The organism is Streptomyces sp. NPDC002324 (genome assembly GCF_053593335.1).
Genome location: NZ_JBSFCF010000017.1, coordinates 34906 through 61327, shown reverse-complemented (window position 1 = coordinate 61327; position 26422 = coordinate 34906). Strand labels below are relative to the sequence as shown.

General features: G+C 69.7%; 22 protein-coding genes, 1 tRNA gene and 1 pseudogene. 16 read left to right on the top strand and 8 right to left on the bottom strand.

All coding sequences use genetic code 11. The annotated features are described in order from the left end of the window. Window positions 1-25: 25 nt before the first annotated feature. A complete protein-coding gene (gene aceE / locus ACWCRJ_RS22555) occupies window positions 26-2773 on the bottom strand; it encodes a pyruvate dehydrogenase (acetyl-transferring), homodimeric type (RefSeq protein ID WP_450940948.1) in 2748 nt (915 codons plus the stop codon). A 413-nt stretch (window positions 2774-3186) separates the two neighbouring features. Between aceE and ACWCRJ_RS22550 the strand changes: the two genes are divergently transcribed. The 6 genes from ACWCRJ_RS22550 (at window position 3187) to ACWCRJ_RS22525 (ending at window position 7766) form a co-directional block, all read left to right on the top strand. Further along, window positions 3187-3624, top strand: coding sequence for a DUF3052 domain-containing protein (locus tag ACWCRJ_RS22550; RefSeq protein WP_020115348.1), 438 nt, complete (start codon window positions 3187-3189; stop codon window positions 3622-3624). Between the two features lie 120 nt (window positions 3625-3744). Then, a complete protein-coding gene (locus ACWCRJ_RS22545) occupies window positions 3745-4203 on the top strand; it encodes a peroxiredoxin (protein ID WP_046912576.1) in 459 nt (152 codons plus the stop codon). Between the two features lie 114 nt (window positions 4204-4317). Next, window positions 4318-4893 carry a calcium homeostasis/redox stress adaptation protein gene (locus ACWCRJ_RS22540; protein WP_152168395.1) on the top strand — a complete coding sequence of 192 codons (576 nt, stop codon included), beginning with the start codon at window positions 4318-4320 and terminating at the stop codon, window positions 4891-4893. Window positions 4894-5065: 172 nt separating this feature from the next. Next, on the top strand, window positions 5066-5641 hold the full coding sequence (locus ACWCRJ_RS22535; RefSeq protein ID WP_005478759.1) for a TerD family protein: 576 nt from the start codon (window positions 5066-5068) through the stop codon (window positions 5639-5641). Between the two features lie 125 nt (window positions 5642-5766). Beyond that, window positions 5767-6912: a DUF475 domain-containing protein gene (locus tag ACWCRJ_RS22530; protein WP_450940947.1), complete on the top strand. Its 1146-nt coding sequence runs from the start codon at window positions 5767-5769 to the stop codon at window positions 6910-6912. A gap of 113 nt (window positions 6913-7025) precedes the next feature. Further along, the gene (locus tag ACWCRJ_RS22525; RefSeq protein ID WP_450940946.1) at window positions 7026-7766 is read left to right on the top strand and encodes a TerD family protein; all 741 of its coding nucleotides are present in this window, start codon (window positions 7026-7028) and stop codon (window positions 7764-7766) included. 21 nt (window positions 7767-7787) lie between these two features. Here ACWCRJ_RS22525 and ACWCRJ_RS22520 read toward each other — a convergent pair whose 3' ends face one another. Beyond that, on the bottom strand, window positions 7788-8615 hold the full coding sequence (locus ACWCRJ_RS22520) for a TerD family protein (protein ID WP_450940945.1): 828 nt from the start codon (window positions 8613-8615) through the stop codon (window positions 7788-7790). A gap of 190 nt (window positions 8616-8805) precedes the next feature. Here ACWCRJ_RS22520 and ACWCRJ_RS22515 point away from each other — a divergent pair, with 190 nt between their 5' ends. Genes ACWCRJ_RS22515 through ACWCRJ_RS22505 form a run of 3 tightly spaced genes read left to right on the top strand, consistent with a single transcriptional unit; the run spans window position 8806 to window position 13588 of the window. Further along, a complete protein-coding gene (locus ACWCRJ_RS22515; protein WP_450940944.1) occupies window positions 8806-9972 on the top strand; it encodes an HpcH/HpaI aldolase/citrate lyase family protein in 1167 nt (388 codons plus the stop codon). Between the two features lie 20 nt (window positions 9973-9992). Then, on the top strand, window positions 9993-12770 hold the full coding sequence (locus ACWCRJ_RS22510) for a phosphoribosyltransferase domain-containing protein (protein WP_450940943.1): 2778 nt from the start codon (window positions 9993-9995) through the stop codon (window positions 12768-12770). After that, a complete protein-coding gene (locus tag ACWCRJ_RS22505; RefSeq protein WP_450940942.1) occupies window positions 12770-13588 on the top strand; it encodes an HAD family hydrolase in 819 nt (272 codons plus the stop codon). The genes ACWCRJ_RS22510 and ACWCRJ_RS22505 overlap by 1 nt, the downstream gene beginning before the upstream one ends. Window positions 13589-13606: 18 nt before the next feature. Here the strand turns inward: ACWCRJ_RS22505 and ACWCRJ_RS22500 are convergent, their stop codons facing one another. Beyond that, window positions 13607-14335 carry a DedA family protein gene (locus tag ACWCRJ_RS22500; RefSeq protein ID WP_450941037.1) on the bottom strand — a complete coding sequence of 243 codons (729 nt, stop codon included), beginning with the start codon at window positions 14333-14335 and terminating at the stop codon, window positions 13607-13609. A gap of 156 nt (window positions 14336-14491) precedes the next feature. Next, complete coding sequence (locus ACWCRJ_RS22495) at window positions 14492-14713, bottom strand: FmdB family zinc ribbon protein (RefSeq protein WP_005478746.1); 222 nt, start codon at window positions 14711-14713, stop codon at window positions 14492-14494. A gap of 470 nt (window positions 14714-15183) precedes the next feature. Between ACWCRJ_RS22495 and ACWCRJ_RS22490 the strand changes: the two genes are divergently transcribed. The 3 genes from ACWCRJ_RS22490 (at window position 15184) to ACWCRJ_RS22480 (ending at window position 19905) form a co-directional block, all read left to right on the top strand. After that, window positions 15184-17310: a transglycosylase domain-containing protein gene (locus ACWCRJ_RS22490; protein ID WP_450941036.1), complete on the top strand. Its 2127-nt coding sequence runs from the start codon at window positions 15184-15186 to the stop codon at window positions 17308-17310. A gap of 47 nt (window positions 17311-17357) precedes the next feature. Continuing rightward, entirely contained in the window at window positions 17358-18647 is a 1290-nt protein-coding gene (locus tag ACWCRJ_RS22485) for a hypothetical protein (RefSeq protein WP_450940941.1), read from the top strand. A gap of 115 nt (window positions 18648-18762) precedes the next feature. Beyond that, window positions 18763-19905, top strand: coding sequence for an amidase domain-containing protein (locus ACWCRJ_RS22480; protein WP_450940940.1), 1143 nt, complete (start codon window positions 18763-18765; stop codon window positions 19903-19905). 27 nt (window positions 19906-19932) lie between these two features. Here the strand turns inward: ACWCRJ_RS22480 and ACWCRJ_RS22475 are convergent, their stop codons facing one another. Further along, window positions 19933-20583, bottom strand: a complete 651-nt coding sequence (locus ACWCRJ_RS22475) for a DUF4383 domain-containing protein (protein ID WP_450940939.1) — start codon at window positions 20581-20583, stop codon at window positions 19933-19935. A gap of 99 nt (window positions 20584-20682) precedes the next feature. Continuing rightward, window positions 20683-22137 carry a hypothetical protein gene (locus ACWCRJ_RS22470; protein WP_450940938.1) on the bottom strand — a complete coding sequence of 485 codons (1455 nt, stop codon included), beginning with the start codon at window positions 22135-22137 and terminating at the stop codon, window positions 20683-20685. Between the two features lie 274 nt (window positions 22138-22411). Here ACWCRJ_RS22470 and ACWCRJ_RS22465 point away from each other — a divergent pair. Continuing rightward, a pseudogene (locus ACWCRJ_RS22465) lies at window positions 22412-23446 on the top strand (RNA-guided endonuclease InsQ/TnpB family protein); the annotation flags it as partial. A 23-nt stretch (window positions 23447-23469) separates the two neighbouring features. Further along, window positions 23470-23784, top strand: coding sequence for a zinc ribbon domain-containing protein (locus tag ACWCRJ_RS22460; RefSeq protein WP_450941035.1), 315 nt, complete (start codon window positions 23470-23472; stop codon window positions 23782-23784). Between the two features lie 69 nt (window positions 23785-23853). On the opposite strand, the gene ACWCRJ_RS22455 is transcribed toward ACWCRJ_RS22460, so the two are convergent. Further along, window positions 23854-24648, bottom strand: a complete 795-nt coding sequence (locus ACWCRJ_RS22455) for a DUF4097 family beta strand repeat-containing protein (RefSeq protein ID WP_450940937.1) — start codon at window positions 24646-24648, stop codon at window positions 23854-23856. A 162-nt stretch (window positions 24649-24810) separates the two neighbouring features. On the opposite strand from ACWCRJ_RS22455, the gene ACWCRJ_RS22450 reads away from it, so the two are divergent. After that, window positions 24811-24882 (top strand) — tRNA-Val (locus ACWCRJ_RS22450). 120 nt (window positions 24883-25002) lie between these two features. Here ACWCRJ_RS22450 and ACWCRJ_RS22445 read toward each other — a convergent pair. Continuing rightward, a complete protein-coding gene (locus ACWCRJ_RS22445; RefSeq protein ID WP_450940936.1) occupies window positions 25003-25329 on the bottom strand; it encodes a hypothetical protein in 327 nt (108 codons plus the stop codon). Between the two features lie 144 nt (window positions 25330-25473). On the opposite strand from ACWCRJ_RS22445, the gene ACWCRJ_RS22440 reads away from it, so the two are divergent. Beyond that, on the top strand, window positions 25474-26394 hold the full coding sequence (locus tag ACWCRJ_RS22440; RefSeq protein ID WP_450940935.1) for a LysR family transcriptional regulator: 921 nt from the start codon (window positions 25474-25476) through the stop codon (window positions 26392-26394). Window positions 26395-26422: the final 28 nt, after the last annotated feature.

Genomic DNA, 26422 nt, shown 5'->3' with positions numbered 1-26422 from the left:
CCACCCCTTGACCGCGAAACGGATGCTATGCGTCGCCTCCGGCGGCGCCCGGGTCCGCCGCCGCTACGTCGAGCAGCTGATAGCGGTCGATGGCCTGCTTCAGCAGAGAGCGGTCGACCTTGCCCTCACGCGCCAGCTCCGTCAGGACGGCCACCACGATCGACTGCGCGTCGATGTGGAAGAAGCGCCGGGCCGCGCCCCGGGTGTCCGCGAAGCCGAAGCCGTCCGCGCCCAGGGACTGGTAGGTGCCCGGCACCCACCGCGAGATCTGGTCCGGCACCGACCGCATCCAGTCGGAGACGGCCACGAACGGCCCCTCGGCGCCGCTCAGCTTCTTCGTCACGTACGGAACGCGCTGCTCCTCCTCGGGGTGCAGCAGGTTGTGCCGCTCGACCTCCACGGCCTCGCGGCGCAGCTCGTTCCAGGAGGTCGCCGACCAGACGTCCGCCTTCACGTTCCAGTCGGCGGCGAGGATCCGCTGCGCCTCGACCGCCCACGGCACGGCCACGCCGGAGGCGATGATCTGCGCGGGGATCGAGCCCGCCTCGCCCGCCCGGTAGCGGTGGATGCCCTTGAGGATGCCGTCGACGTCCACGTCCGCCGGCTCGGCCGGGTGCTGGATCGGCTCGTTGTAGACGGTGAGGTAGTAGAAGACGTCCTCGCCCGGCTTGCCGTCGGCACTCTCGCCGTACATCCGGCGCAGACCGTCCTTCACGATGTGCGCGATCTCGTACCCGAACGCCGGGTCGTACGCGACGCAGCCCGGGTTCGTCGAGGCGAGCAGCTGCGAGTGCCCGTCGGCGTGCTGCAGACCTTCGCCGGTCAGTGTCGTACGCCCGGCGGTCGCGCCCAGGACGAAGCCGCGTGCCAGCTGGTCGGCCATCTGCCAGAACTGGTCGCCGGTGCGCTGGAAACCGAACATCGAGTAGAAGACGTAGACCGGGATGAGCGGCTCGCCGTGCGTCGCGTACGCCGAACCGGCCGCGATGAGGGAGGCCGTGCAGCCCGCCTCGGAGATGCCGTCGTGCAGCATCTGACCCGTCGGCGACTCCTTGTACGCGAGCAGCAGATCGCGGTCGACCGCCTCGTACTGCTGGCCGAGCGGGTTGTAGATCTTCGCGCTCGGGAAGAACGAGTCCATGCCGAAGGTGCGGTACTCGTCGGGGGCGATCAGCACGAACCGCTTGCCGATCCCCTTGTCCCGCATGAGGTCCTTCAGCAGTCGTACGAACGCCATGGTCGTGGCGATGGACTGCTGACCGGAGCCCTTCTTCACACTCGCGTACGTCTTGTCCTCGGGCAGCGGCAGAGGCTTCGCCCGCACGACACGCGTCGGGACGTACCCGCCGAGCCCCTTGCGGCGGTCGTGCATGTACTGGATCTCCTCCGAGTCCCGCCCCGGGTGGTAGTACGGCGGCGCGCCGGACTCCAGCTCCTTGTCGGAGATGGGCAGGTGGAGGCGGTCGCGGAAGCCCTTGAGGTCGGCGACCGTCAGCTTCTTCATCTGGTGCGTGGCGTTGCGGCCCTCGAAGTTCGGGCCCAGCGTCCAGCCCTTGACCGTCTTGGCCAGGATGACCGTCGGCTGGCCCTTGTGCTCGTAGGCGGCCTTGTACGCCGCGTAGATCTTGCGGTGGTCGTGACCGCCACGGCCCAGGTGCAGGATCTGGTCGTCGGTCATGTTCTCGACCATCGCGCGCAGCCGGTGGTCGTCACCGAAGAAGTGGTCCCGGATGTACGCGCCGGTCTCGGTGGCGTACGTCTGGTACTGGCCGTCCGGCGTGGTGTTCATCCGGTTGACCAGCACACCGTCGCGGTCCTGGGCGAGCAGCGGGTCCCAGGAGCGGTCCCAGACCAGCTTGATCACGTTCCAGCCGGCGCCCCGGAAGACCGACTCCAGCTCCTGGATGACCTTGCCGTTGCCGCGCACCGGGCCGTCGAGGCGCTGGAGGTTGCAGTTCACCACGAAGGTCAGGTTGTCGAGGTGCTCACGGGCGGCGATCGTGAGCTGGCCGAGCGACTCCGGCTCGTCCATCTCGCCGTCGCCGAGGAACGCCCAGACATGGGACTTGGAGGTGTCCGCGATGCCGCGGGCCTCCATGTACCGGTTCATCCGCGCCTGGAAGATCGCGCCCAGCGGGCCGAGGCCCATGGACACGGTCGGGAACTCCCAGAAGTCCGGCATCAGGCGCGGGTGCGGGTAGCTCGACAGGCCGTAGGGCGCCTTGGACTTCTCCTGGCGGAAGGCGTCCAGCTGCTGGTCGTCGAGCCGGTCCAGCAGGTACGCGCGGGCGTAGATGCCGGGGGAGGCGTGGCCCTGGAAGAAGATCTGGTCGCCGCCGTCGCCCTCGTCCTTGCCGCGGAAGAAGTGGTTGAAGCCCACGTCGTAGAGGGAGGCGGAGGACGCGAAGGTCGCGATGTGGCCGCCGACGCCGATACCGGGCCGCTGGGCGCGCGACACCATCACGGCGGCGTTCCAGCGGGTCGCGTTGAGGATCTTCCGCTCGATCTCCTCGTTGCCCGGGAAGAACGGCTCGGCCTTGGTCGGGATGGTGTTGACGTAGTCCGTGCTGCGCATCTCGGGCACGGCCACGCGCTTCTCACGGGCCCGCTCGATGAGCCGGAGCATCAGGTAGCGCGCGCGCTCACGGCCGCGCTCGTCCACGGCGGCGTCGAGCGAGTCGAGCCACTCCTGGGTCTCCTCGGGGTCGAAGTCAGGGACCTGACTCGGAAGGCCGCCAATGATGATCGGATTGCGATCGGATCCGGAAGCCACGCTGTTCCTTAGCTGTCAGAGGGCCGCTCTTCAGGGGTTCTGCAAGGGTGTTCTCTAGGTGCCTGCACCGCCCCCATCGTGTACCTCAAGGACGTAAACGTCACCTCTACCGAGAGGTAACCAGGGCGGTCTTCCGCTCGACAAAGGTAGTAAAGGTATTCGATGCTCGTACCCCCGGATGGTTGCCGAATGCGCAAAACGGGCAAAACGGTGTGGCGTGCGTCACGTGAGGCGGTGAATCGGCGCAGAGAGTTGCGGTGACACGGCCCGGATCGTCACCGTTTCGGCGGTCTGGAAGGCTGGGTACTTGCGCGATCGGTCCCGCCCGTGTGGACTACGGCCATTGCTTCGCGCACGCGCGTGGCTCATTCCCCAGGGGGCGACCCCACCCGAACATGATCAGGAGGCAACCCGTGAGCGCGACCGCGGACCACGCGGAGGAGCGGACGAACCCTGCCGCAAGGCTGGGGTTCCAGCCCGAGCAGGTGGTCCAGGAGATCGGCTACGACGACGACGTCGACCAGGAGCTCCGCGAGTCCATCGAAGAAGTCGTGGGCAGTGAGCTCGTCGACGAGGACTACGACGACGTGGCCGATGCCGTCGTGCTGTGGTTCCGAGACGACGACGGCGACCTGACCGACGTACTGGTGGACGCCACCACGTACATCGAGGAAGGTGGCTCGATCCTGCTGCTGACGCCCAAGACCGGGCGGGACGGCTATGTGGAGCCCAGCGACATCTCCGAAGCCGCGACGACCGCGGGGCTGTCCGCGTCGAAGAGCGTCAGCGTCGGCAAGGACTGGAGTGGGAGCCGGCTGGTGACGCCGAAGGCGGCGAAGTCGAAGAAGTAGTGACGTGAACCCGCGCCCCTGGAGTGAGGGCCCCCACGGGGGCCACCCCTCCAGGGGCGCGCCGTTTCCCCTGCGTAGGCTGGGCCACCCGAACGGCCCATGAAGGGACTCAGGAACATCATGGCGATCCAGGTCGGCGACAAGGCTCCCGACTTCGAGCTGAAGGACAACCACGGGGCCACCGTGCGGCTCGCGGACTTCCGCGGCGAGAAGAACGTGGTGGTGCTCTTCTATCCGTTCGCGTTCACCGGGGTCTGCACCGGCGAACTGTGCGAGCTGCGGGACAACCTGCCGAAGTTCGTCAACGACGACGTGCAGCTGCTGGCCGTGTCGAACGACTCGATCCACACGCTGCGGGTCTTCGCCGAGCAGGAGAACCTGGAGTACCCACTGCTGTCGGACTTCTGGCCGCACGGCGAGGTCTCCCGGGCGTACGGCGTGTTCGACGCGGACAAGGGCTGCGCGGTGCGCGGCACGTTCATCGTCGACAAGGAGGGCATCGTCCGCTGGTCGGTCGTCAACGCCCTGCCGGACGCGCGCGACCTGAACGAGTACCTCGCGGCCCTCGACACCCTGTGATTCTTCGGTTCCAGGACCTACGGGGATCGGGAACCCGTCACTAGGATCGACACGTTGATCCGACACCAACGCAACGCAGGGGCTCCCCGCCCCTGAAACCAAACGGAGGACTTCGTGGGAGTCAGCCTCAGCAAGGGCGGCAACGTATCGCTGACCAAGGAGGCGCCGGGCCTGACCGCGGTCATCATCGGACTGGGGTGGGACATCCGCACCACGACCGGCACCGACTTCGACCTGGACGCCAGTGCCCTGCTGCTGGACGCGTCGGGCAAGGTCAGCAGCGACGCCAACTTCATCTTCTTCAACAACCTGAAGAGCCCGGACGGCTCGGTCGAGCACACCGGTGACAACCTCACCGGTGAGGGCGAGGGCGACGACGAGCAGATCAAGGTCAGCCTCGCGACCGTCCCGGCCGAGATCGAGAAGATCGTCTTCCCGGTCTCGATCTACGACGCCGAGAACCGCCAGCAGTCCTTCGGTCAGGTCCGCAACGCGTTCATCCGTGTGGTGAACCAGGCCGGCGAGGCGGAGATCGCCCGCTACGACCTCTCCGAGGACGCCTCCACCGAGACCGCCATGGTCTTCGGCGAGCTGTACCGGCACGGCGCCGAGTGGAAGTTCCGCGCCATCGGCCAGGGCTACGCCTCGGGTCTGCGCGGGATCGCCCAGGACTTCGGTGTGAACGTCTGAGTCGCGGGGGAGTACCCCCCTGGACTTGCCGACTCACCACGTCCGGCGCCGCTGTCGTCACCGACGGCGGCGCCGGACGCGCTCGTACGACGGGGGCGGGCCGTCCACGCGCGTACGCACACAACTGAACAGTTGAGCAACTGAAGCTCGAAAATCGGGGAGGACCAGCACCATGGGCGTCACACTCGCCAAGGGAGGCAATGTCTCCCTCTCCAAAGCCGCGCCGAACCTCACTCACGTGTTGGTCGGACTCGGCTGGGACGTCAGAACCACCACCGGAGCCCCTTTCGACCTCGACGCCAGCGCTCTGCTGTGCCAGGGCGGCCGGGTGCTGGGCGATGAGTGGTTCGTCTTCTACAACAACCTCAAGAGCCCCGACGGCTCGGTCGAGCACACCGGTGACAACCTCACCGGTGAGGGCGACGGCGACGACGAGTCGCTGATCATCGACCTCTCCCGGGTGCCGGTCACCGTCGACAAGATCGTCTTTCCGGTCTCCATCCATGACGCCGAGAACCGCGGCCAGGCCTTCGGCCAGGTCAGCAACGCCTTCATCCGGGTCGTCAACCAGGCCGACGGCCAGGAGCTGGCCCGCTACGACCTGTCCGAGGACGCCTCCACCGAGACCGCGATGATCTTCGGCGAGGTCTACCGCTACGGCGGCGAGTGGAAGTTCCGAGCGGTGGGGCAGGGGTACGCGTCCGGTCTGCGGGGCATCGCACTCGACTTCGGTGTGAACGTCTCGTAGCGCTATATGCGCAAAAGCCGGGGCCGTGTGGGGTGCGAGGGGTACCCGACTAGACTTCGGGTTCAAAGTTTCGTAAAGCCGCGCGCGGCGCGGGGGAACCCCGTACACACACGATTGGGTAGCCAGTGGTTCTGAAAACCTTCGGCTGGTCGTTCGCGGTCACCGCGCTCGGCTTGGTAGCAGCGGTTCTCTACGACGGATGGACGGCGCTCGGGCTCGTCGCGATCCTGTCGATCCTGGAGATCTCGCTGTCGTTCGACAACGCGGTGGTCAACGCCGGGATCCTGAAGAAGATGAATGCCTTCTGGCAGAAGATCTTCCTCACCATCGGCATCCTGATCGCCGTCTTCGGTATGCGGCTGGTCTTCCCCGTCGTCATCGTCGCCATCAGCGCCAAACTGGGGCCGATCGAGGCCGTCGACCTGGCGCTCACCGACAAGGACCAGTACCAGCAGTACGTGACCGACGCCCACCCGTCGATCGCGGCCTTCGGCGGTATGTTCCTGCTGATGATCTTCCTGGACTTCATCTTCGAGGACCGGGACATCAAGTGGCTGGGCTGGCTGGAGCGCCCGCTGTCCAAGCTCGGCAAGATCGACATGCTGTCGGCCTGCATCGCGATGATCGTCCTGCTGATCACCTCGATGACCTTCGCGACCCAGGCCCACCAGCACGGCGGCACCCATGCCGACAAGGCGCAGACCGTCCTGATCTCCGGACTCGCGGGCCTCATCACCTATCTCATCGTGGGCGGCCTCTCCGGCTACTTCGAGAACAAGCTGGAGGAGGAAGAGGAGCGCGAGCACGAGGAGGAGGAAGAGGCGGCGCGCACCGGCAAGCCGCGCTCGGCCGTCGCCCTCGCCGGCAAGGCCGCGTTCTTCATGTTCCTCTACCTGGAGGTCCTGGACGCCTCCTTCTCCTTCGACGGAGTCATCGGCGCCTTCGCCATCACCAACGACATCGTCCTGATGGCGCTGGGCCTCGGCATCGGCGCGATGTACGTCCGGTCGCTGACCGTGTACCTGGTCCGTCAGGGCACCCTCGACGACTACGTCTACCTGGAGCACGGCGCGCACTACGCGATCGGCGCCCTCGCGGCGATTCTCCTCATCACCATCCAGTACGAGATCAACGAGATCATCACCGGTCTCATCGGTGTCGTCCTGATCGGCTGGTCCTTCTGGTCCTCCGTCCGCCGGAACAAGGCTCTTGCGGCCGAAGAGGGAAAAGCTGACTCCGCCGACAAGGCGGAGGTCTCCTCCGGGGTGTGATCACCCGCAGGGTGAGGGCAGGCTCTGAGCGGGGCGGCCGACGAGGACTCGTCCTCGTCGGCCGCCCCGCTGGTGGTTGACATGACGACACGGCAGTTGTGGGGCGGGCGGGCATGAGTTTCCTGGACAACCTGTGGCGCGGGCGGGCCTCGGAGTTCGACGCGGGCAACGCGGCGACCAACGCGATCGAGCTGACCAAGCGGCACCAGAAGGTGTCCCTCTCCAAACAGAACGCCGCGGCGGGCCATCTGCGCGTCAACCTGTCCTGGCGGATGCGGACCTCCGACATCGGCGGACCGAAGCGCCAGAGCGTGCTGCGGCACCCGTTCAGGGCACTGCGGCCGGAGGAGGTCCAGGCGCACAGCCAGAGCATGGTGAACGTGGACCTCGACCTCGGCTGTCTGTACGAGCTGGCCGACGGGACGAAGGGGGTCGTGCAGCCGCTGGGCGGCTTCCTCGGTGACATCAACGAGCCGCCGTACATGCGCCTCAGCGGGGACGACCGGTTCGGGTCGGGGTCCGGCGAGACGATGTACATCAACCTGGACCACCGCGAGGCCTTCCGGCGGATGCTGGTGTTCGTCTACATCTACGACCAGACGCCGGCGTTCGACCGCACGCACGCGGTGGTCACCCTGTACCCGAGCAACGGTCCGCGCATCGAGATAGGCCTGGACGAGAGGCACCCGCAGGCCCGGTCGTGCGCCGTGGTGATGATCGAGAACGTCAAGGGGGAGATCACCGTGCGCCGGGAGGTGAAGTTCGTCTACGGCTTCCAGGCCGAGCTGGACCGGCTGTACGGGTGGGGGCTGCAGTGGGGGCGCGGGTACAAAAGCAAGGCCGAGCGCTCCTAGGGAATCCCGGCGCCCCCGTCGTCAGCGGCCGATGAACTGCGGTCCCTGCGGCGGCAGACGGAAGTCGGGGTCCAATGCCGCCGCCGTGTGCTGGGGGTAGCCGTACGCCGGGCCGTTGGTGGTGGCCGGGGTCGGCTGGGGGTGCGGATAGCCATAGGCCGGCTGGCTGGGCTGCGTGGGGGCCGCCGGAGGGTAGCCGTACCCGGGCTGGGACGGGACGCCGGCCGGGGGCTGCTCGGGCGGCAGCGGGGCGGAGGTCTCGGGGGACGGGGGCCGGGCGGCGGTCTGGTCGGCCCCCGCGGCGGTCGTCTCGTCGACCATGATGCCGAAGTTCGTGGCGAGACCCTCCAGGCCGTTGACGTACCCCTCGCCCAGGGCGCGGAACTTCCAGCCGCCGCCGCGGCGGTACAGCTCGCCGCAGATCAGGGCGGTCTCCTCGCCGGTCTCGGGCTTGACGTCGAAGTACGCCAGCGGCTCGGCGTCGGCGACCGTGGCGTCGTACAGCAGGATGCGCAGGGACGGTACGCGGTCGAAGGCGACGTCCCCGGCGGAGGCGACCAGGAGAATCTGGCTGACAGCGGACTCGACACCGGCCAGGTCGGTCTGGATCGTGTCCGTGGGGCCCTCCGCCACCCGTTTCTGGCCGAGCCGCCACACCTTGCCGGAGGGGTGGCGCGGCTGGTTGTAGAAGACGAAGTCCTCGTCGGACCGTACGCGGCCGTCGGGGCCGAGGAGCAGCGCCGAGGCGTCGACCACCGGGACGCCCTGCCCGGGCGCCCAGCGCAGCACGGCGCGGACCGCCGTGGCCTCGATCGGGATGTTCGACCCCTTCAGCATCGCGTGCGTCATGCGGTCATCCTGCCCTCTCGGTCCTGATCACGACAACGCGGGGGCGGCGAACCGCCGGTGGAATCGTTCAGCACCCGACATGGCCGGGTTACCAGAACTTCACGCCCGGTGGAAACTGATGTCACACATTTGTACGTACTATTACCGGCCACGATCGTGACCGGACGCCCAGCAGCCACGGGGGAACCACATGCGTCATTTCGGGCACATCGCCCCTGAGCAGCGCCAGCGTCTGTTCTACCGGGAGCCGGGAGTCTTCGACGCCGACTCCCCGGCCCGTGTGCTCGCCGCCGCGCTCGGCGCCACGCTCTACAGCCCGGCCACCCGGGAGCGGCTGGCCGACGACGTCGTCAAGCAGGCCGGACGCGGTGTGGTCTCCATGGTGCTGTGCCTGGAGGACTCCATCGGTGACGAGGAGGTCGTGGACGCCGAGGAGAACCTCGTCCGGCAGTTCGCCGACCTCGCCGAGCGGCCGGACGCCGAGCTTCCGCTGCTGTTCATCAGGGTCCGCTTCCCCGAGCAGATCCCCGACCTCGTTCGCCGTTTCGGCCCGTCCGCACGCCTGCTGTCCGGGTTCGTGTTCCCGAAGTTCACCGAGGAGCGGGGTGTGGCGTTCCTGGAGGCGCTCACCGCCGCCGAGTCCGCGAGCGGGCGCCGGCTGTTCGGTATGCCGGTGCTGGAGTCGCCGGAACTGATGTACAGGGAGACGCGCGTAGAGGCACTCCAGGGCATTGCCCACACCGTCGACAAGTACCGCGACCGGGTCCTGGCACTGCGTCTCGGCGTCACCGACTTCTGCTCCTCCTACGCCCTGCGCCGGGCGCCCGACATGACCGCCTACGACGTCCAGATCGTCGCCTCCGTGATCGCGGACGTGGTGAACGTGCTCGGACGGGCCGACGGCACCGGGTTCACGGTGACCGGGCCGGTGTGGGAGTACTTCCGGGTCCAGGAGCGCATGTTCAAGCCACAGCTGCGCACGAGCCCCTTCCTGGCGAACCGGGCCGGTCAGCTGCGCGAGTCGCTCATCGAGCACGCGCTGGACGGCCTGCTGCGCGAGATCTCCCTGGACCAGGCCAACGGGCTGCTCGGCAAGACCTGCATCCACCCCTCGCACGTCCTGCCGGTGCACGCGCTGTCCGTGGTCAGCCACGAGGAGTTCGGTGACGCCCAGGACATCGTGCGGCCCGACCGCCACGGCGGTGGCGTACTGCGCTCCGCGTCCCGCAACAAGATGAACGAGGTGAAACCGCACCGCGCCTGGGCAGAAAGGGTTCTGCAGCGCGCCGAGGTGTTCGGTGTCGCCAACGAGGACATCGGGTTCGTGGACCTGTTGGCCGCGGGTCTGCCCGACTGACCGCCACGACTGAGGAATCGATGATCAACGCAGCGAACGACACGACCGGTACGCCCGACCCGTCCGGCGGGGTCTGGTCCGGCACCTGGGTCCGCGCGCGGCTCGGGGTCGAACTGGTCGGGGACGCGGAGCTGAGCGGACTGCTGGGGCTCGCGCTGCGGCGCAACCCCAAGCGGGCGCACCTGCTGGTGTCGAACGTCCTCGGCAAGCATGTGCCGCAGTCGCCGGCCGTCGTCCACGGGTACGGGTTCACGCTCGGCCGCCGGGTGCGGGAGCTGCTGGGGGAGGCCGGGGCGCGGACCGCGGTCGTCCTCGGGTACGCCGAGACGGCCACCGGCCTCGGGCACTCGGTCGCGGACGGGCTGGGCGAGGCGCCCTGTCTCCACTCCACCCGCCGCCCGGTCGAGGGCGTCCACCGGGCGGGCGGCTTCGAGGAGTCCCACTCGCACGCGACCTCCCATCTGCTGCTGCCCGAGGACCCCACCCTGCTCGCGGGGCGGGGCCCGCTGGTGCTCGTCGACGACGAGTTCTCCACCGGCAACACGGTCCTCAACACCATCCGGTCCTTGCACGACCGGTACCCCCGCGAGCGGTACGTCGTCGTGGCGCTGGTCGACATGCGGTCGGCCGCCGACCAGGGGCGGCTCACCGAGTTCGCCCGGGAGATCGGGGCGCGGGTGGACCTGGTGACCGCGGCGAAGGGGACCGTGCGGCTGCCGGAGGGCGTGCTGGAGAAGGGGCAGGCGCTGGTCGAGCGGTACGAGACCGCGTCCGCCGGGCCGGCCGGGAGGGGCGGGGCCGCGCGGGTCACCCGGGTCGAGCTGGGGTGGCCGCAGGGTCTGCCCGACGGTGGGCGGCACGGTTTCACCCCGGCGCACCGCGCCCGGCTGGAGGGCGCGCTGCCCGCCATGGCCGCCCGCCTCGCCGAGGCCCTGCCGCCGGGGGCCCGGCGCGTGCTGGTGCTCGGCTTCGAGGAGCTGATGTACGCGCCGCTGGCGCTGGCCCGCGAACTGGAACGGCTGGTGGAGGGGCGGGCGGCCAGGACGGAGATACGGTTCTCCACCACCACGCGGTCACCCGTCCTCGCCGTCGACGACCCCGGCTACGCGATACGCAGCCGCCTCGTCTTCCCCGCCCACGACGACCCCGCGGACGGGCCGGGGGAGCGGTACGCCTACAACGTGGCCGGTGGCGGCTTCGACGCCGTCGTCGCCGTCGTCGACTCGACGGCCGACACCCCCGCCCTGCACGCCGCCGACGGCCTGCTGGCCACCCTCGCCGCCCACACATCCGCCGTGCTGCTCGCCGTGGTGCCGTCGTACGTCCCGCAGTCCCGGCCCCGCCCCGGCAGCCGGCCCCTGCCGGGCACCGGCGCGGTGGGCGAGGGGCAGTGGCGGTCCGCGGACGCCGGAGCCCGGGGGCCGGCGGACGCCGGGGAGCCCGCGCTCCCGGACGCGCAGGCCCGCGCGAGCGGGTCCACCGACGCGATCGGGCCGGCCGGGGCGGCGACCTCGAAAGCGTCCGCCGTGCCCGGAACACCCGGGTCCGCGCCGCCCGGCCGGACACCGGCGCCGGCCACCCGTACCACCGGACACCCCGCGCCGGCGCCCGCCGACCCGCACCTCACCGAAAGGCCCTCCATGCTGCCCGACCCCCTGCGCGGTCCCGACTTCTCCTCCTACGCGGCCGACGAGGTGGGCTGGCTGCTGCGGGACCTCTCGGACGTGACGCTGGAGGCACCCACCGAGGAGCGGGAGGAGGCCATCCAGAGCGGGGGCGCGCACTACGCGGAGTCCCTGCCGGTCGAGTACCAGCCGAGCGAGCAGTACCAGGCCCTCTTCCACAGCGCCCTCGACACCTCCGCCGAGCGGATCGCGGCGGCCGTCGGCGTGGTGACCGAGACCGTGCTGGCCGAGCGGTCCGCGCGGCCCGTCCTCGTGTCGCTCGCCCGGGCCGGGACGCCGGTCGGTGTGCTGATGCGGCGGTGGGCGCGCCACCGGCACGGCGTCGAGGTGCCGCACTACGCCGTGTCGATCGTGCGGGGACGCGGCATCGACGCCAACGCGCTGCGCTGGCTGGCGGCTCATCACGACCCCGCCGACGTCGTGTTCGTCGACGGCTGGACCGGCAAGGGCGCGATCACCCGCGAACTCGCCGCCGCGCTGCTGGAGTTCGAGAAGACCGACGGCGTCACCGGGTTCGACCCGGAGATCGCCGTGCTCGCCGACCCGGGGTCGTGCGTGCGGACGTACGGCACACGGGAGGACTTCCTCATCCCGTCCGCCTGCCTCAACTCCACCGTCTCCGGGCTGATATCGCGGACCGTGCTGCGCGCGGACCTCGTCGGGCCCGACGACTTCCACGGGGCCAAGTTCTACCGGGAGCTGGCCGGTGTGGATGTGTCGGTGGCCTTCCTGGACGCCGTCTCCGACCGCTTCGGTGACGTCCGGGACGCCGTGGACGCCCGCGTCGAGGAGCTGCTCGCCGCCGACCGCACGCCCACCTGGGAGGGCTGGGCGGCCGTCGAGCGCATCAGCGAGGAGTACGGCATCCACGACGTGAACCTGGTCAAGCCCGGCGTCGGCGAGACCACTCGGGTGCTGTTGCGCCGGGTACCGTGGAAGATCCTCGCGCGAGCCGGGGCGGGCGCGGACCTCGACCACGTACGCCTGCTCGCCGAACAGAGAGGGGTTCCGGTGGAAGAGGTGGCCGAACTGCCGTACACATGCGTGGGGTTGATCCACCCGCAGTACACGCGGGGCGCGACCGGCGCCGACGGCAGGGCGGTGGCGGTCTGATGCCGGGTCCTCGGGTTCTCGTCGCGAGCGATCTCGACCGTACGCTCATCTACTCGGCCGCCGCGCTCGCGCTGACCATGCCGGACGCGCGGGCGCCCCGGCTGCTCACCGTCGAGGTGCACGAGAGCAGACCGCTGTCGTACATGACGGAGACGGCCGCGGGGCTGCTCGCCGAGCTGGGGGACGCGGCGGTGTTCGTGCCGACGACCACCCGCACGCGCAAGCAGTACCAGCGGATCAACCTGCCGGGACCGCCGCCCGCGTACGCGATCTGCGCCAACGGCGGGCATCTGCTCGTGGACGGCGTCACGGACGTCGCCTGGCACGAGCGGGTCACCGCCCGGCTCGCGGACGAGTGCGCGCCGCTCGCCGAGGTGCGGGCGCATCTGGAGGCCACGGCGGACCCGCTGTGGGTGCGCAAGCACCGGGTCGCGGAGGATCTCTTCGTCTACCTCGTCGTCGAGCGTGAGCTGCTGCCCGAGGAATGGGTGAAGGATCTCGCAGTGTGGGCCGAGAACCGGGGCTGGACCGTGTCCCTCCAGGGGCGCAAGATCTACGCCGTGCCGAAGCCGCTCACCAAGTCGGCGGCGATGCGGGAGGTCGCGCGGCGGACCGGGGTGGAGCTGACCCTGGCCGCGGGTGACTCGCTGCTCGACGCGGATCTGCTGCTCGCGGCGGACCGGGCCTGGCGGCCCGGGCACGGGGAGCTGGCGGACGAGGGGTTCATGGGGCCCGGGGTGAGTGCGCTGCCCGAGCGGGGAGTGCTGGCCGGGGAGCGGATTCTTCGGGAGTTCCTGCGGGCGTCACGGGAGCGGTGAGGTTCTCTCCGGTTCCGGTCAGGGGGTGGGGGTGCGGTGCGTTTCGGGCCGCGGGTCGTCCGTGGCTTGTCGCGCCCGCGCGGCGGAGCCGCATATGTCAGCGCCCCGCGCCCCTTGACCCTGGCTGCCGCGGTCCTTTCTCAGGAAGCGGACCAGTGCGAATGCCAGGACCGCAAGGGCCGCCCCAGCCAGCACGATCTTCGAGTACGTCGACGCGATCGCCGTCACCTCGGTCCAGTTGGCTCCGAGGAAGTAGCCGGCCAGGACGAACGCCGTGTTCCACAGGGCGCTGCCCAGGGTGGTGAGCAGGGTGAAGACGGGCAGGGGCATGCGCTCCACGCCGGCCGGTACGGAGATCAGGCTGCGGAAGACGGGGATCATGCGCCCGAAGAAGATCGCCTTGGTGCCGTGCCTGAGGAACCAGGCCTCCGTCCTCTCGATGTCCGAGACCTTGACGAGGGGCAGCCGGGCGGCGAGGGCGACCGTGCGGTCGCGGCCGAGGAGGGCGCCGACGCCGTAGAGGGCGAGAGCGCCCACGACGGAGCCCGCGGTGGTCCACAGCAGGGCCGCCAGGAGGCCGATCTGCCCGGTGCTCGCGGCGAAGCCGGCGAGGGGGAGGATCACCTCGCTGGGGATCGGCGGGAAGAGGTTCTCCAGCGCGACGGCGATGCCCGCGCCCGGCGCGCCCAGCAGATCCATCAGACCGATGATCCACAGGGGCGCGCCGCTCATCGACTCCTCTTGCATGGCTGTCATGGGGGCACGCTAGGTGAGCGAAGCTGAAGAGAGCCTGAGGGGACGGTGAACACCAGGGAGCCTGGCTGAAAGTATGCTTGAACGGTCAGTGCCACGGGGGACCGGTGAACGCTCCCGGGGCGGTGACCGTTGATCGGAGTGTGTTGATCAACCGCAGCAGCCGCCACCGCAGCAGCCTCCGCCACCACCGCCCGCCCGGGGCGCGGGTGCGGACGGGGCGGCCGCCCCTCCGACGGCGACCGTCGACAGGAGTTTGACCGTGTCGGAGTGGCCGTCGGGGCAGTCCGCGGGGGCGGACGACTCGGCCATCGGGCGGCTCAGTTCGAAGGTGTCGCCGCAGGTCCGGCAGCGGTATTCGTAGCGAGGCATGGGCTCAGGCTAACCGGCGTCCGCGCGGCGGCAAGGGTCCTGCACAATGGCTGGTCGGTCACACTGGCCAGATTTTCACGCCTCTGACAGAAGCAGTTGTGAAAGTGACTGATAATTTGTGGTCGCCGTGTGGAGGCCGGAAGGCTGGGGGGACAGGGGGCTCATGGTCGCGCGAGTGGCGGCTGTGACCGACCGCACGGGCGATGCCAAATGGGGAGGGGGGACAGTCATGACCGCTGTCCTTTGTCGGTCGGGAGCCACGTCTCCCGGTCGAACAGTTGCCGTGCGCGGGCGAAAGGTTGCCGCGCACCGCCGAATTGTTGCCGCGCATCGCTCGGGCCGCCGGTACGAGGGGGTCCGCCTTGGCTAGCCGGAGGAACCCGGGCGGTTCCGAGGGCGAGGACCGCGCGCGCCGTCGGCGTGCCCCGGGGGAGGGGCGGTCGGAGGAGGTCCGGGAGTCCGACCTCACGATGCAGCTGAAACTTCCCCCTGCCCCGGCGGACGAGACCATGCAGCTGCGGCTGCCCGAGCCCGGCTCGTTCGACCTTCCGCAGGAGGAGCCGAAACCGGGCGGACGCGGTCGGCGCAAGGCGCCCAGGCCGTCTGTTCTGGCCAGATTCACCGCCGTCGCCGGTGCGCGACTCGCCCCGTTCGCCCCCTTCGTCAGCCGGATGCGCCCGCAGTACCCGCGCCCGGGCCGCGCGGACTGGCGGCGCTGGGTGCCGTCCTGGCGGCAGTCGCTGGGCGCCGCCGGTCTGGCCGTGGGCGCCAGCGGCATGTTCCTCACCGTCGCCTACGCCGCCACGGACATACCGGCCGACCTCAACACCTTTGCCACACAGCAGGACAATGTGTACTTCTGGTCCGACGGTACGCCCATGGCCCGTACCGGCTGGGTGCGGCGCCAGGCGATGCCGCTGAAGGACGTCCCCGAGGACGTGCGCTGGGCGGTCCTCGCGGCGGAGAACGCGAGCTTCTACTCCGACCCCGGCATATCCGTCAGCGGTATCACCCGCGCCCTGGTCCGCACCGTCGGCGAGGGAGACACCCAGGGTGGCTCGACGATCACCCAGCAGTACGTCAAGAACGTGTACCTCTCCCAGGACCGCTCGCTCGGACGCAAGTTCGACGAGGCGATGATCGCCCTCAAGCTCGACAACAAGATGAGCAAGGACCAGATCCTGGAGGGCTACCTCAACACCAGCTGGTTCGGCCGCGGCACCTACGGCATCCAGCGCGCCTCCCAGGCGTACTACGGCAAGGACGTCAGCGAGCTGAACGTCAGCGAGGCCGCCGTCCTCGCCTCCCTCCTCAAGGGCGCCGGCCTCTACGACCCCTCCCTCAGCAAGGCCAACCACGCGCGGACGGTCGTGCGCTGGAACTGGATCCTGGACCGGATGGTGGACATCGGGAAGCTGTCCAAGGCCGAGCGCGCCAAGTACACGAAGTTCCCCGAGCCGCTCGACCAGTCCAACCAGTACGACACCGGCAAGCAGAGCGACTACCTGGTGGAGCTGGCCTCCCAGTACGCGAAGAAGGCCGCGAACGTCACCGCCCAGGAGTTCGACCGGGGCGGTTATCAGATCTACACGACCTTCGACAAGGGCCGGCAGAGCGGGCTGACCGACGCCGTCACCAAGGCGCGCAAGGAAGTGACCAAGAAGAACCCGAAGAAGGCGAAGGCCGCCCACTTCGGCGCCTCCTCGGTCGACGCCGAGGGACGGATCCTGGCCGTCTACGGCGGCCCCGACCACCGCAGACAGGGCTACAACGAGTCGAACGCGACCACCGTCCCGTCCGGCTCGGCCTTCCTGCCGTTCGTCTACGCCGCCGGCCTGGAACACGGCGTCGTCAAGGAGCGCGGCGGCGAGGCTACACCTGTCACCCCGCAGACGGTCTACGACGGCAACGACGGCGTCCCGGTGACGACGCCCGAGGGGCCGTACTGGGACCGGGACGGCGACCGGGTCTCCGCCCACAACGACGGCAAGAAGTCCTGGGGACCGATCAGCCTGCACGACGCGCTCGCCGGATCGGTGAACACGCCCTTCATGCAGCTCGGCATGGACACCGGACTGGCCAAGGTGCGCAGGACCGCCGAGGCGGCCGGACTGCTCTCCTCCAGCTTCGGGGCCCAGGTGCCCGCGCTGTCGGTGGGCAGCGCCACGCCCAGCGCGATCCGTATGGCCAGCGGGTACAGCACCTTCGCCGCCCTGGGCAAGCACACCGAGCCGTACTCCGTGCGGAAGATGACCCACAACGGGTCCAGGGTCCCCCTGAACACGCCGAAGCCCCGGCGCGCGGTGGGCTCCAAGGTGGCCGCCGAGGTCACCTCGGCGCTCACGGACGCCTTCCGCGCGGACCACCCCACCTCGCCCGGCGCCGCCTCCTACGAGGTGGCCGCCAAGGGCGGCACCACCCAGGACGACAAGGCCGCCTGGTACGTCGGAACGGCCGACGACGTCTCGACCGCCGTCGTCGTCTACCGCATCGACCTCACCAAGAGCCTGGAGCCGCTGCGGCTCGACGGGATCGCCGGAACACCCAATGCCGGGGTCCCCTACGACATCTGGTCCCGTGCGATGCGTATCGGCTGACCACCGATGAGCACCCGCACCCGCCACCCTCGCAGAATGAGCCGCACATGAACCCTGGCAGCAAGCCGCACAAGGGCCGCCGTCGCAAGGCACGCCCGCAGCGTCGCCGTACCACCCGCCCGCAGTTCCTGACCCTGGCCGCGCTCCTCGTGGTCGCCTCGCTGGTCGGCGGCTACATGGTGCTGAACCGCACGGCCGACACCGCGCCGACCGCCTCCTCGGCAGGCAGCGGGAACACCAAGGGGTCCGCGAAGAAGGAGCCCGTGTGGGACGGCAAGACCAAGGTCATCGGGGACGGCTCGACCTCCTACACGGGCCCGCAGAAGGGGCGGCTGAAGGCCGTACCGCTCAAGAAGGGTGAGAAGCCCCCGCAGTTCGTCGTCTTCTCCTGGGACGGCGCCCTCGCGGGCGACGACAACCTCTTCGAGCACTACCGGCAGATGGCGAAGACGTACAACGCCCACATGACGTTCTTCCTGACCGGCATCTACCTGCTGCCCAAGGCGAAGCGGGACCTCTACGACCCGCCCCAGCACGACAAGGGCGCCGCCGCGATCAGCTACCCCACCGACGAGCACATCCGCACGACGCTGGACGAACTGGGCAAGGCCTGGAAGGAGGGCAACGAGATAGGCACCCACTTCAACGGACACTTCTGTGGCCCCAAGGGCGGCGGCGACTGGAGTGTCGCGGAGTGGAAGCAGGAGATCAAGGAGTTCAACGGCTTCCTCGCGAACTGGAAGACCAACACCGGGGACACCGACCTCGACCCGCTGCCCTTCACCGTCGACGCCGTCAAGGGCGGCCGGGCCCCTTGCCTGGAGGGCCAGGACAACCTGCTGAAGGCCATCAAGGACTTCGGCTACCGCTACGACGCCAGTTCTCCGGGCGCCTACCAGGTCTGGCCCGGCAAGAAGAACGGCATCTGGGACTTCCCGCTGCAACTGCTCCCGTACGACGACGAGTACCAGGCGCTGTCGATGGACTTCAACTTCCTCCACAACCAGTCGGGCGGTTCCACCGAGGGCGACCCCGCCCAGTACCCGGCGTGGCAGCAGAAGACCACCGACACCTACATGGCCGGCTTCAACCGCGTCTACTACGGCAGCCGGGCACCCCTGCTCATCGGCAACCACTTCGAGCAGTGGAACGGCGGCATCTACATGAACGCCGTCGACGAGGTCATCAAGAACGTGTGCGTGAAGAAGGACGTCAAGTGCGTGTCCTTCGACGAGCTGGCCGACTGGATGGACGTCCAGTCGCCGCAGACCCTGGCGAACCTGCGCGGACTCGACCCCGCCCAGGCACCGGCCGACTGGGCATCGGTCGTGAAATAGCCCCACAGATACCCATGTTGCTCACTTGTTACACCCCCTGACCTCACTTCGCTTGAGGAGGTCATGTAAAGATTCGTTCCCGGGTACGACCAACTCGGGGTCAAGGAGATTCCCAGTGAGAAGAAGGACGTTGAGCCTCGCAGGCTCGACCCTCGCGGCAGCCGTGGTGGCCTCCGCACTGCTGCCCGTCGCCGCCGCGAACGCCGCCGCGTCGACGCCCAAGGTCACCAAGGCGACCAAGGACGCCTTCGGCCGTGTCGCGGACAACGTGCTGACCGACCGCACGGCCGTGCTGCTCGGCGGCAAGGCCGCCCGCAAGGCGCTGAAGCCCACCGGTGGCGTGTCGCTGTCGTCCGGCCAGAAGAAGGCCGAGGACGGCAAGCTGACCGCCCTGAAGGGCACCAAGTCCCGTCTCGACGCCCTCGGTGAGGCCTACAGCTCGGCCGACACCAAGGTCAGCGTCGACAGCGCCAAGCTCAAGGGCAAGAAGGCCACGGTCAAGATCACCGAGACCACCAGCCTCAAGTACAAGAAGATACGTGGCGACGAGCCCGCCTCCACGGGCTTCGACGCGCACCACGAGCTGGTCTTCACCGCCCAGGCCGGTGGCACGTGGCAGCTGACCGCCATGCGCTCCACCGACGGCGGTGCCTCGCGCATCAACGACCCGGTGGTCCCGGCGGCGGACACCAAGCTGAGCCGTACGCCGATGGCCGTGCACCAGGCGCCGAAGGCGGCCACCAGCCGGCCCGCGGCCGCCGCGCCGAAGACGATCAACGGCGGCAAGTACAACTACACGGCGATGGCCGCGTACACCGAGAAGTACTGGAAGAACTACAACACGGCGTACCGCAAGTACAACTCGCTCGGCGGCGACTGCACCAACTACCTCAGCCAGGGCCTCCTGGCGGGCGGCTGGACGCAGATATCCAAGGTCACGCCGGAGGAGTACGACACCTGGTACTACGCCTCGAACGGTACGGCCGACGCCTGGATCGGCGTCAACGAGTGGTCCTGGTTCACCCAGACCGCCAAGCGCACCACCCCGCTGGCGAACGTCTACCAGATGGACGTCGGTGACGTGCTGCAGGTCGACTTCAACCGGGATGGCGACAAGGACCACTCGATGATGACGACCTACCGCAGCTCCAGCGGTGTGCCGTACCTGACGTACCACGACGCGGACACCTACCGCCGTTCGGTGCAGAGCATCATCGCCTCGTACCCGAACTCGTACTACTACGCGTACCGCACCTGATCCACGGTCTCCGGGCCCTCGCAGGTGTCAGCCGGCGCCCTTCCCGTCCGACCCGGATCCCGATGCGGATCCCGGCCCGGACCCGGGGAGGGCGTCGGCGCGTTCCAGCTTCGCCATCCCCACAGCGGCCCTGCGCCGCGTCTCGCGCTCGGCCTCCTCCGGGTGACGGGCCCGCCAGTACGGGCTGTCGTGCGGCAGCGCCGTGCCGACCCTGCCGTACATTCCGAACGTCATCAGCAGGACGCCGACGACAAAGCTGAACAGGACGTTCTGGATGCGGAACGCCAGGAAGTTGCCGTCGGTGTCCAGCAGGGCCAGGTTGGCGAAGCCGCTCAGGATGAACAGCACGCCCAGGGTCATGTTCAGCGTGGAGGCGAAGTTGCCGCCGATCACCATGCCGACGAGCAGCAGCAGCCCCACCGCGATCGACAGCACGCTCAGCGTGCCGTTGGTGCTCAGCCCCACGACCTCGTCTCCCCGGGTGTCGAACCAGCCCACCTTGTCGATGAGGCCCAGGATGCCGAAGACGAGCAGGAACAGACCCATCAGGCCCGCCCCGAACCGGTAGACCCTGCTGAGCCGGTGGTCGACGGGCAGATGCTCGTCGATGCTGATCCGCCGCCGGGGACCCGCGTGCCGGCCCTTCGGACGCGGCGTGTGCGTGGCGTGCGTGGCCATGTCCGCCTCCCATCGGGTGTGAGCGGAGGCCTGCGTACCCCTTCAGCATCCGTCGGGGCATCCCGCCGGGCAACCTCGGCCGGGGCGTGGCGGTACGTCTCAGGGGGCGCCCGCGCCGCGCTCCTTGCGGATCTGGTCGACGACCCGGGCCACGTTCTGCCGTACGGCCTCGGTCTCGGTCAGGAAGTGCCAGTAGTCGGGGTGGCGCCCCTCCAGAGAGGCGATCGCACGGTCCAGCCGGCCCACGGAGTCGTCCAGCGGGCGGGCGTGACGCGGATCCGGGGTGGAGCGGCCGGTCATGGCCAGGCGCTGGGCGTCCCGGATCGCGAACCGGGTCCGGTCGATCTCCTGCTGAGGGTCCTTCTGCACGGCGTTCAGCCGCCGCAGCCGGTCACCGGCCGCCGAGACCGCCTCGTCGGTGTGGTTCAGCAGCGCCCGTACCGTCGACAGCAGCGCGGTCGCGTCCGGCCAGCGCTGGGCGTCCCGCGCGGCCCGCGCCTCGCGCAGCTTCACCCGGGCCTGCTCGACGTCCTGTGCGGCCTGGTCCGGCACCTGCTGGAGATCCTGCCAGCAGGCCGCCACGAACCGCCGCCGCAGCTCGCTCAGCACCTGCGGCACCTGGCCCGCCCGGGTGCCCAGTGCCTCCGCGCGGGTGCGCAGCGACACCAGCCGGTGATCGATCTCGGCGGCCCTCTCCGGCAGCCGCTCGGCGTCCGCCCGTACCGCCTCCGCCTCGCGCACCACCCGGTCGGCCCGCTCCAGCGTCTCCCGTACGCCGTGCTGCCCGGCGCCCTGGTTGAGCTTGGTCAGCTCCGGGGCGAGAGCCGCCAGCCGGGCGGCGAGGTCGTCCGCCTTCAGCTCGGAGGCCCGTACGGCGTCCAGGGCGTCGGAGGCGGCGAGCAGGCCCTGCCGGGCGCGCTCCACCGCCGGGACCAGCCGGGCCAGCTGGGTCTCGGCCGTGCCGAGCAGCGGCCCGAGCCCCTCGGCGAACCGGTCCAGCTCCTGCTTGACCCGCCCCAGCTCCTCCTTGGCCGCGGTCAGCTCGGTCCGGGCGCGGGCGGCGACGGAGGCCTCCAGGTCGTCCCGGTCCAGGTCGTGGGCGTCCACGGCGTTGATGTACTGCTGGCTGACCTCGTTGATGCGCCGCCCCAGCGCCTCGAAGCCGTCGGCCGCCCGGCGGGCGCCGGGGGAGTCGTCCACCGCCGTGATCGTCTCTATCGAGATCCGCAGGTCGCGCTGCGCGGTGTCCAGCTCGTAGAACGCGGCCGCCGCCGCGTCCTTGGCCGCCTGCGCCTCGGCCCGCTGTCCCTCGGCCCGGCCCCCGAACCACCGCCGGGTACCCCCGCCGGCGAAGGCGCCGGGCACGACGAGAAGGGCGAGGAGGGGGAGAGCGAGCAGGGCGAGCGCGTCCCGGCCGGCCGAGGGGGCTCCGGCCGGCCGTGGGGGACGGCTTTCTGGTCGCGGTGCACGGCTGGGGGGTTGCGGTGCACGGCTGTGGGGTTGCGGTGCGCTCGGCACCATCGGCGTGTACGGCTGTGCAGGTGTCGCCGTCACTTCCCTCTCCCGTGCTGTCATCGACCCTGACCGGGTTGCCATTCTCCCACCGGTCTCGCCGGGCAGGGTGGCCGGTCCTTCAGGGCTGGGGTGAATGACCGTTCCCGCGTAGCGGGGCAGGGGTAGCCGGATCGCCGCCAGGGCGATCCGGCGTACCGCTCGACTCGACAGTGCGTCGCACTACGGAGATCAGCCATGAGTTCAGAGAGCGGTCGTCAGCGGAGGCAGCGGCCACGGCCATGGCGTGTACGTCGTCAGGGAGGCGGAGGTTCACATGCTTCGTCACGGGACCATTCTGGCACCGGACCCAAGATGGAGCTACTATGGGACCATGAGTCGTTTCCGGATGTACCCGACACGTGAGCAGGAACAGCAGATGCTGCTGCACTGCACGCACGCCCGGTACATCTGGAACCTCGCCGTCGAACAGCACGCGCACTGGCGCAAGGGCCGCAGGGCGGCCCCGTCGTTCGCCGAGCAGTGCCGACAGCTCACCGAAGCCCGCGCCGCGTCCGAGTGGCTGCGCGCCGGGAATCAGACCGTCCAGGCCCAGGCCCTCAAGGACTTCGCCAGGGCCAAGAACGCCCGCTTCACCTCCGGGTTCGGTGAACCGACCTGGCGCAAGAAGTTCAGGCACGAAGGCTTTCGCGTCATCGGCGACGACCGGGTGCCCGAGTACGAGACGGACGGCAGCCCGAAGCTGAACGCGAAGACCGGCAAGCAGATCATGGGTCGCTCGGTCGTGATGCAGAGACTCAACCGCCGCTGGGCGCAGGTGAAGGTACCCGGCTGTGGATGGGTCCGCTTCCGTCTCAGTGCCAAGGGCAAAGGCGCCCGACTGCCGTCCGCGAAGACGTACCGCGTCACCCTCAAGAACGGGCGGTGGCACATCGCCTTCGCGGTCATCCCCGACCCTATCGACGCGCCCGGTACAGGTGAGGTCATCGGCATCGACCGGGGCGTGACCGTCACCGCCGCCCTCTCCGACGGACGCAGGCTGAACTGCCCGCAGCTCACCACCCGTGAGCGGGCGAAGATCCGCAAGCATCAGCGGCGCGCGGCACGCGCGCCCAAGGGCAGCGAGCGGAAGACCGCCGAGTATGACAAGGCCGCCAGACTCAAGGCGCGCGAAGCCGACCGGCGCAAGGACTGGTGTGAGAAGACCTCGACCATGCTCGCCCGCACCTGCGACCTTGTGCGGTTCGAGAAGCTGAACATCAAGACGATGACCGCCAGGGCCAAGGCGAAGCCCGATCCCGACCTGCCCGGCCAGTACCTCAGCAACGGACGGGCAGCCAAGGCCGGGCTGAACCGGGCGATCCTCGCCCAGGGCTGGGGCCTCCTGCGGCAGCGCACCGAGCACAAAGCCCCTGGCCGGGTCGAGGATGTACCCGCCCCTACACGAGTCTGCGGTGCAGCGCCTGCGGATGGATCGACAAGAACTCGCGCAAGAGCCAAGCCGAGTTCTGCTGTTCCTCCTGCGGCTTCACCTGCAACGCGGACACCAACGCGAGTATCAACGTCGCGGCAGGACAGGGCGGGATCCCCCGCCCCCGGCGAACAGCCGGTGCCGGAGGGACGACACCCCGCAAGGGAGCGAGCGTCCGTGAACCTCAACCCAAACGGGTTGGAATCCCCCTCTATTAAGAGGAGGAGGATGCCAACGGTCAAGGACGAAAACACGGGGCGATCGGTTCGGGCTCGGCGGGGCGGTGTTCAGTCCGTGGTCCGCACCTTCACCGAGCCGTCCTGGGTGTGGGCGCTCACCACGTGGGAGCTGTCCCGGTCACGGGGCACCGACACGTCCACGGAGCCGTCGTCGCTGCCGGTCTCCACCCGGTACGACGTGTCACGCGGCAGCGCGATGCTGATCGAGCCGTCGTCGCTGCGGGACTCCACCAGGTCCGGTACGACGCCGAGTTCGAGTGCGACCGAGCCGTCCTGCGTGCTCACCCTGACGCTCCGCGAGGCGACACCGAGCGCCCGCACCGAACCGTCGTCGGTGTGCAGCTCCAGCGGACCGGTGGAGTCGCTCACCCGCACACCGCCGTCGGCCGACCGGACCTCCAGCGGCTCCGCGAAGCCCTTCGCGGTCACACTCCCGTCGTCGCTGCGCACCGCGACGGCGATCCCGCGCGGCACCTCGATCCGGTGCTTGGCCGCGCAGTCGGCGACCATGCCCGAGCACTCCAGCCGCAGCTTCAGCCGGTCGTCCTTCATCTCCCACGTCACCCGCGGCTTCCCGCCGACCATGACCCGGCCCTCGAACCACCGGGTCACCTCGACCTCGTCCACGTCCGCCGCGACCAGTTCGAGCGCGGAGTCGTCCGAGTCGACCGTGAGCGTGCGGCCCTCCAGGGCGAAGCTCCGGTGCTCCGGGTCCCTGTCCTCCCCGGCGTCCGCCCCGCACGCGGCGACGGAGGCCATGAGCGCGACGGCGAGACCGGCGACGGCCACCGCGCCCCTGCGTGAGCTCCGATGCGTACGATCCGTGTGTGCCGTGCGTGCCATGACGATCTCCCCCTGGGCCTGGTCCCGCGCTGTCCTTGCGACCGTACGGAGTGGGGGTCCGCAGGGGGATCCGGGCCGCTCCCGGAACAAGGGTGGGGGTAACCCCCGACTATCGGTTTGCCGGGCACCGGCCCGCGCGATGTAGGCTGTCGACTCGTACTCGGGCGTGTAGCTCAGGGGTAGAGCGCCTGCCTTACAAGCAGGATGTCGGCGGTTCGAAACCGTCCATGCCCACCGTGCAGACGAAGACCCCGGCCGATCGGCCGGGGTCTTCGTCATGTCCGGGCGTGCCGAGGCGTGTTCGGCTCTCCGTCGGTCGTCGGTCGTCGGTCATCGGTCGTGCGCGGTTGTGGTTCAGGATTCGCGGGTGTGCTTCAGCCGGGTCCGGGCGTCGACCTTCTCGTCGGTGGCGACCTCGGCCCAGAAGCGGTGGCAGCTCACGAAGACCGCCAGTTCACGCTCGCGCTCGCGGAGCTTCTCCACCTCGGCCTGCTCGTCGGGAGTCCAGCCCGGGGAGGCGGGGCGCTCGATCTTCCGCCAGCCGTTGTCGTCACTGAAACCGTCCAGGGGTTCGACCGACCAGGGCAGCCGCTTCAGCAGTGCCAGGAGCTCGGCCCGGACCTGATGCAGCTCCTCCTGACCGGCGAGGAGGTCGCTGGGGAAGTCATAGGTCTTAGCCACACGGCAATGCTACGCCTGTTCGATTTTGGGATGCGAGTTCCTTCTGGCACTTCGCGCTCCGCTTCATGCGAACGGGTGAGACGGGGAAGGAGGCCCTGGGGATCGGGGTTCTCGCCCAAGCTCGACCTTGGATATCGTCTCCGCGTGACCCTCGACGATCTCCGTGTCTTCGTCGCCGTCTGCCGGGCCGGAAGTCTCAGCGCGGTGGCCCGTGACCTGGGCTGCACCCAGTCGGCGGTGAGCCAGCACGTGCGGCGGCTGGAGCGTGAGACCGGCGTCGGGCTCGTGGAACGGCAGGCCCGCGGGGTCGTGCCCACCCGGGCCGGACGCGTGCTCCAGGAAGCGGCGGCCGAGGGCATCGCCGGCCTCGACCTCGCGCTGCGCAGGCTGGCCGAAATGGTGCGCGGCGACGGCGGTGTCGTACGGATCGCCACCGGCGGCACGACCGTGCGGCACTTCATGGCCCAGGGCATCGTCGACTTCCGGCGCGCGTACCCGGACGTCGGTCTGGAGTTCCAGACCGTACGGTCCAGCGCCGGGTGCCGCGATGCCCTGGCCGACCCGGCGCGCGACCTCGACCTGTCCTGGCTGACCCTCGGACCCGCCGTGCGCGGCATCGAGCAGCGGCCGGTGGCGGAACTGCCCTGGGTGCTCGCGGTCCGCGCCGACGACGAACTCGCCGGGCGCGAGCGGGTGGCGGGCGCGGAGCTGGACGGGATGCGGCTCATCGGACTGCCGGAGAACTCCACCTCGTACGCCCATCTCGACTCCGCCTACCGGGAGTTGGGCATCTCCGTCAGTACCTCCGGCGCCGGTGTCGCCGACTGGGACACCGCGATCCTCCTCGCCGAACTGGGTGTCGGACCCGCCGTCGTCCCCGCGCTCCCGGGCTGGACCGGCCCCGGCCGCCCCGGGCTGCGCTTCGTCCCGGTCCCCGATCTGCCCCCGCTCACCGTCGGCTGGGCCGTACGGCGCTGGGACGCGCTGTCACCACCGGCCCGCGCCTTCGCCGACACGGTGGCCCGGCACGCGGTACGGGTGGGGGGTGGGGTGCGGGGGGTGTAGGCGGCCACCGGCCGACGCGGCTGGTCGT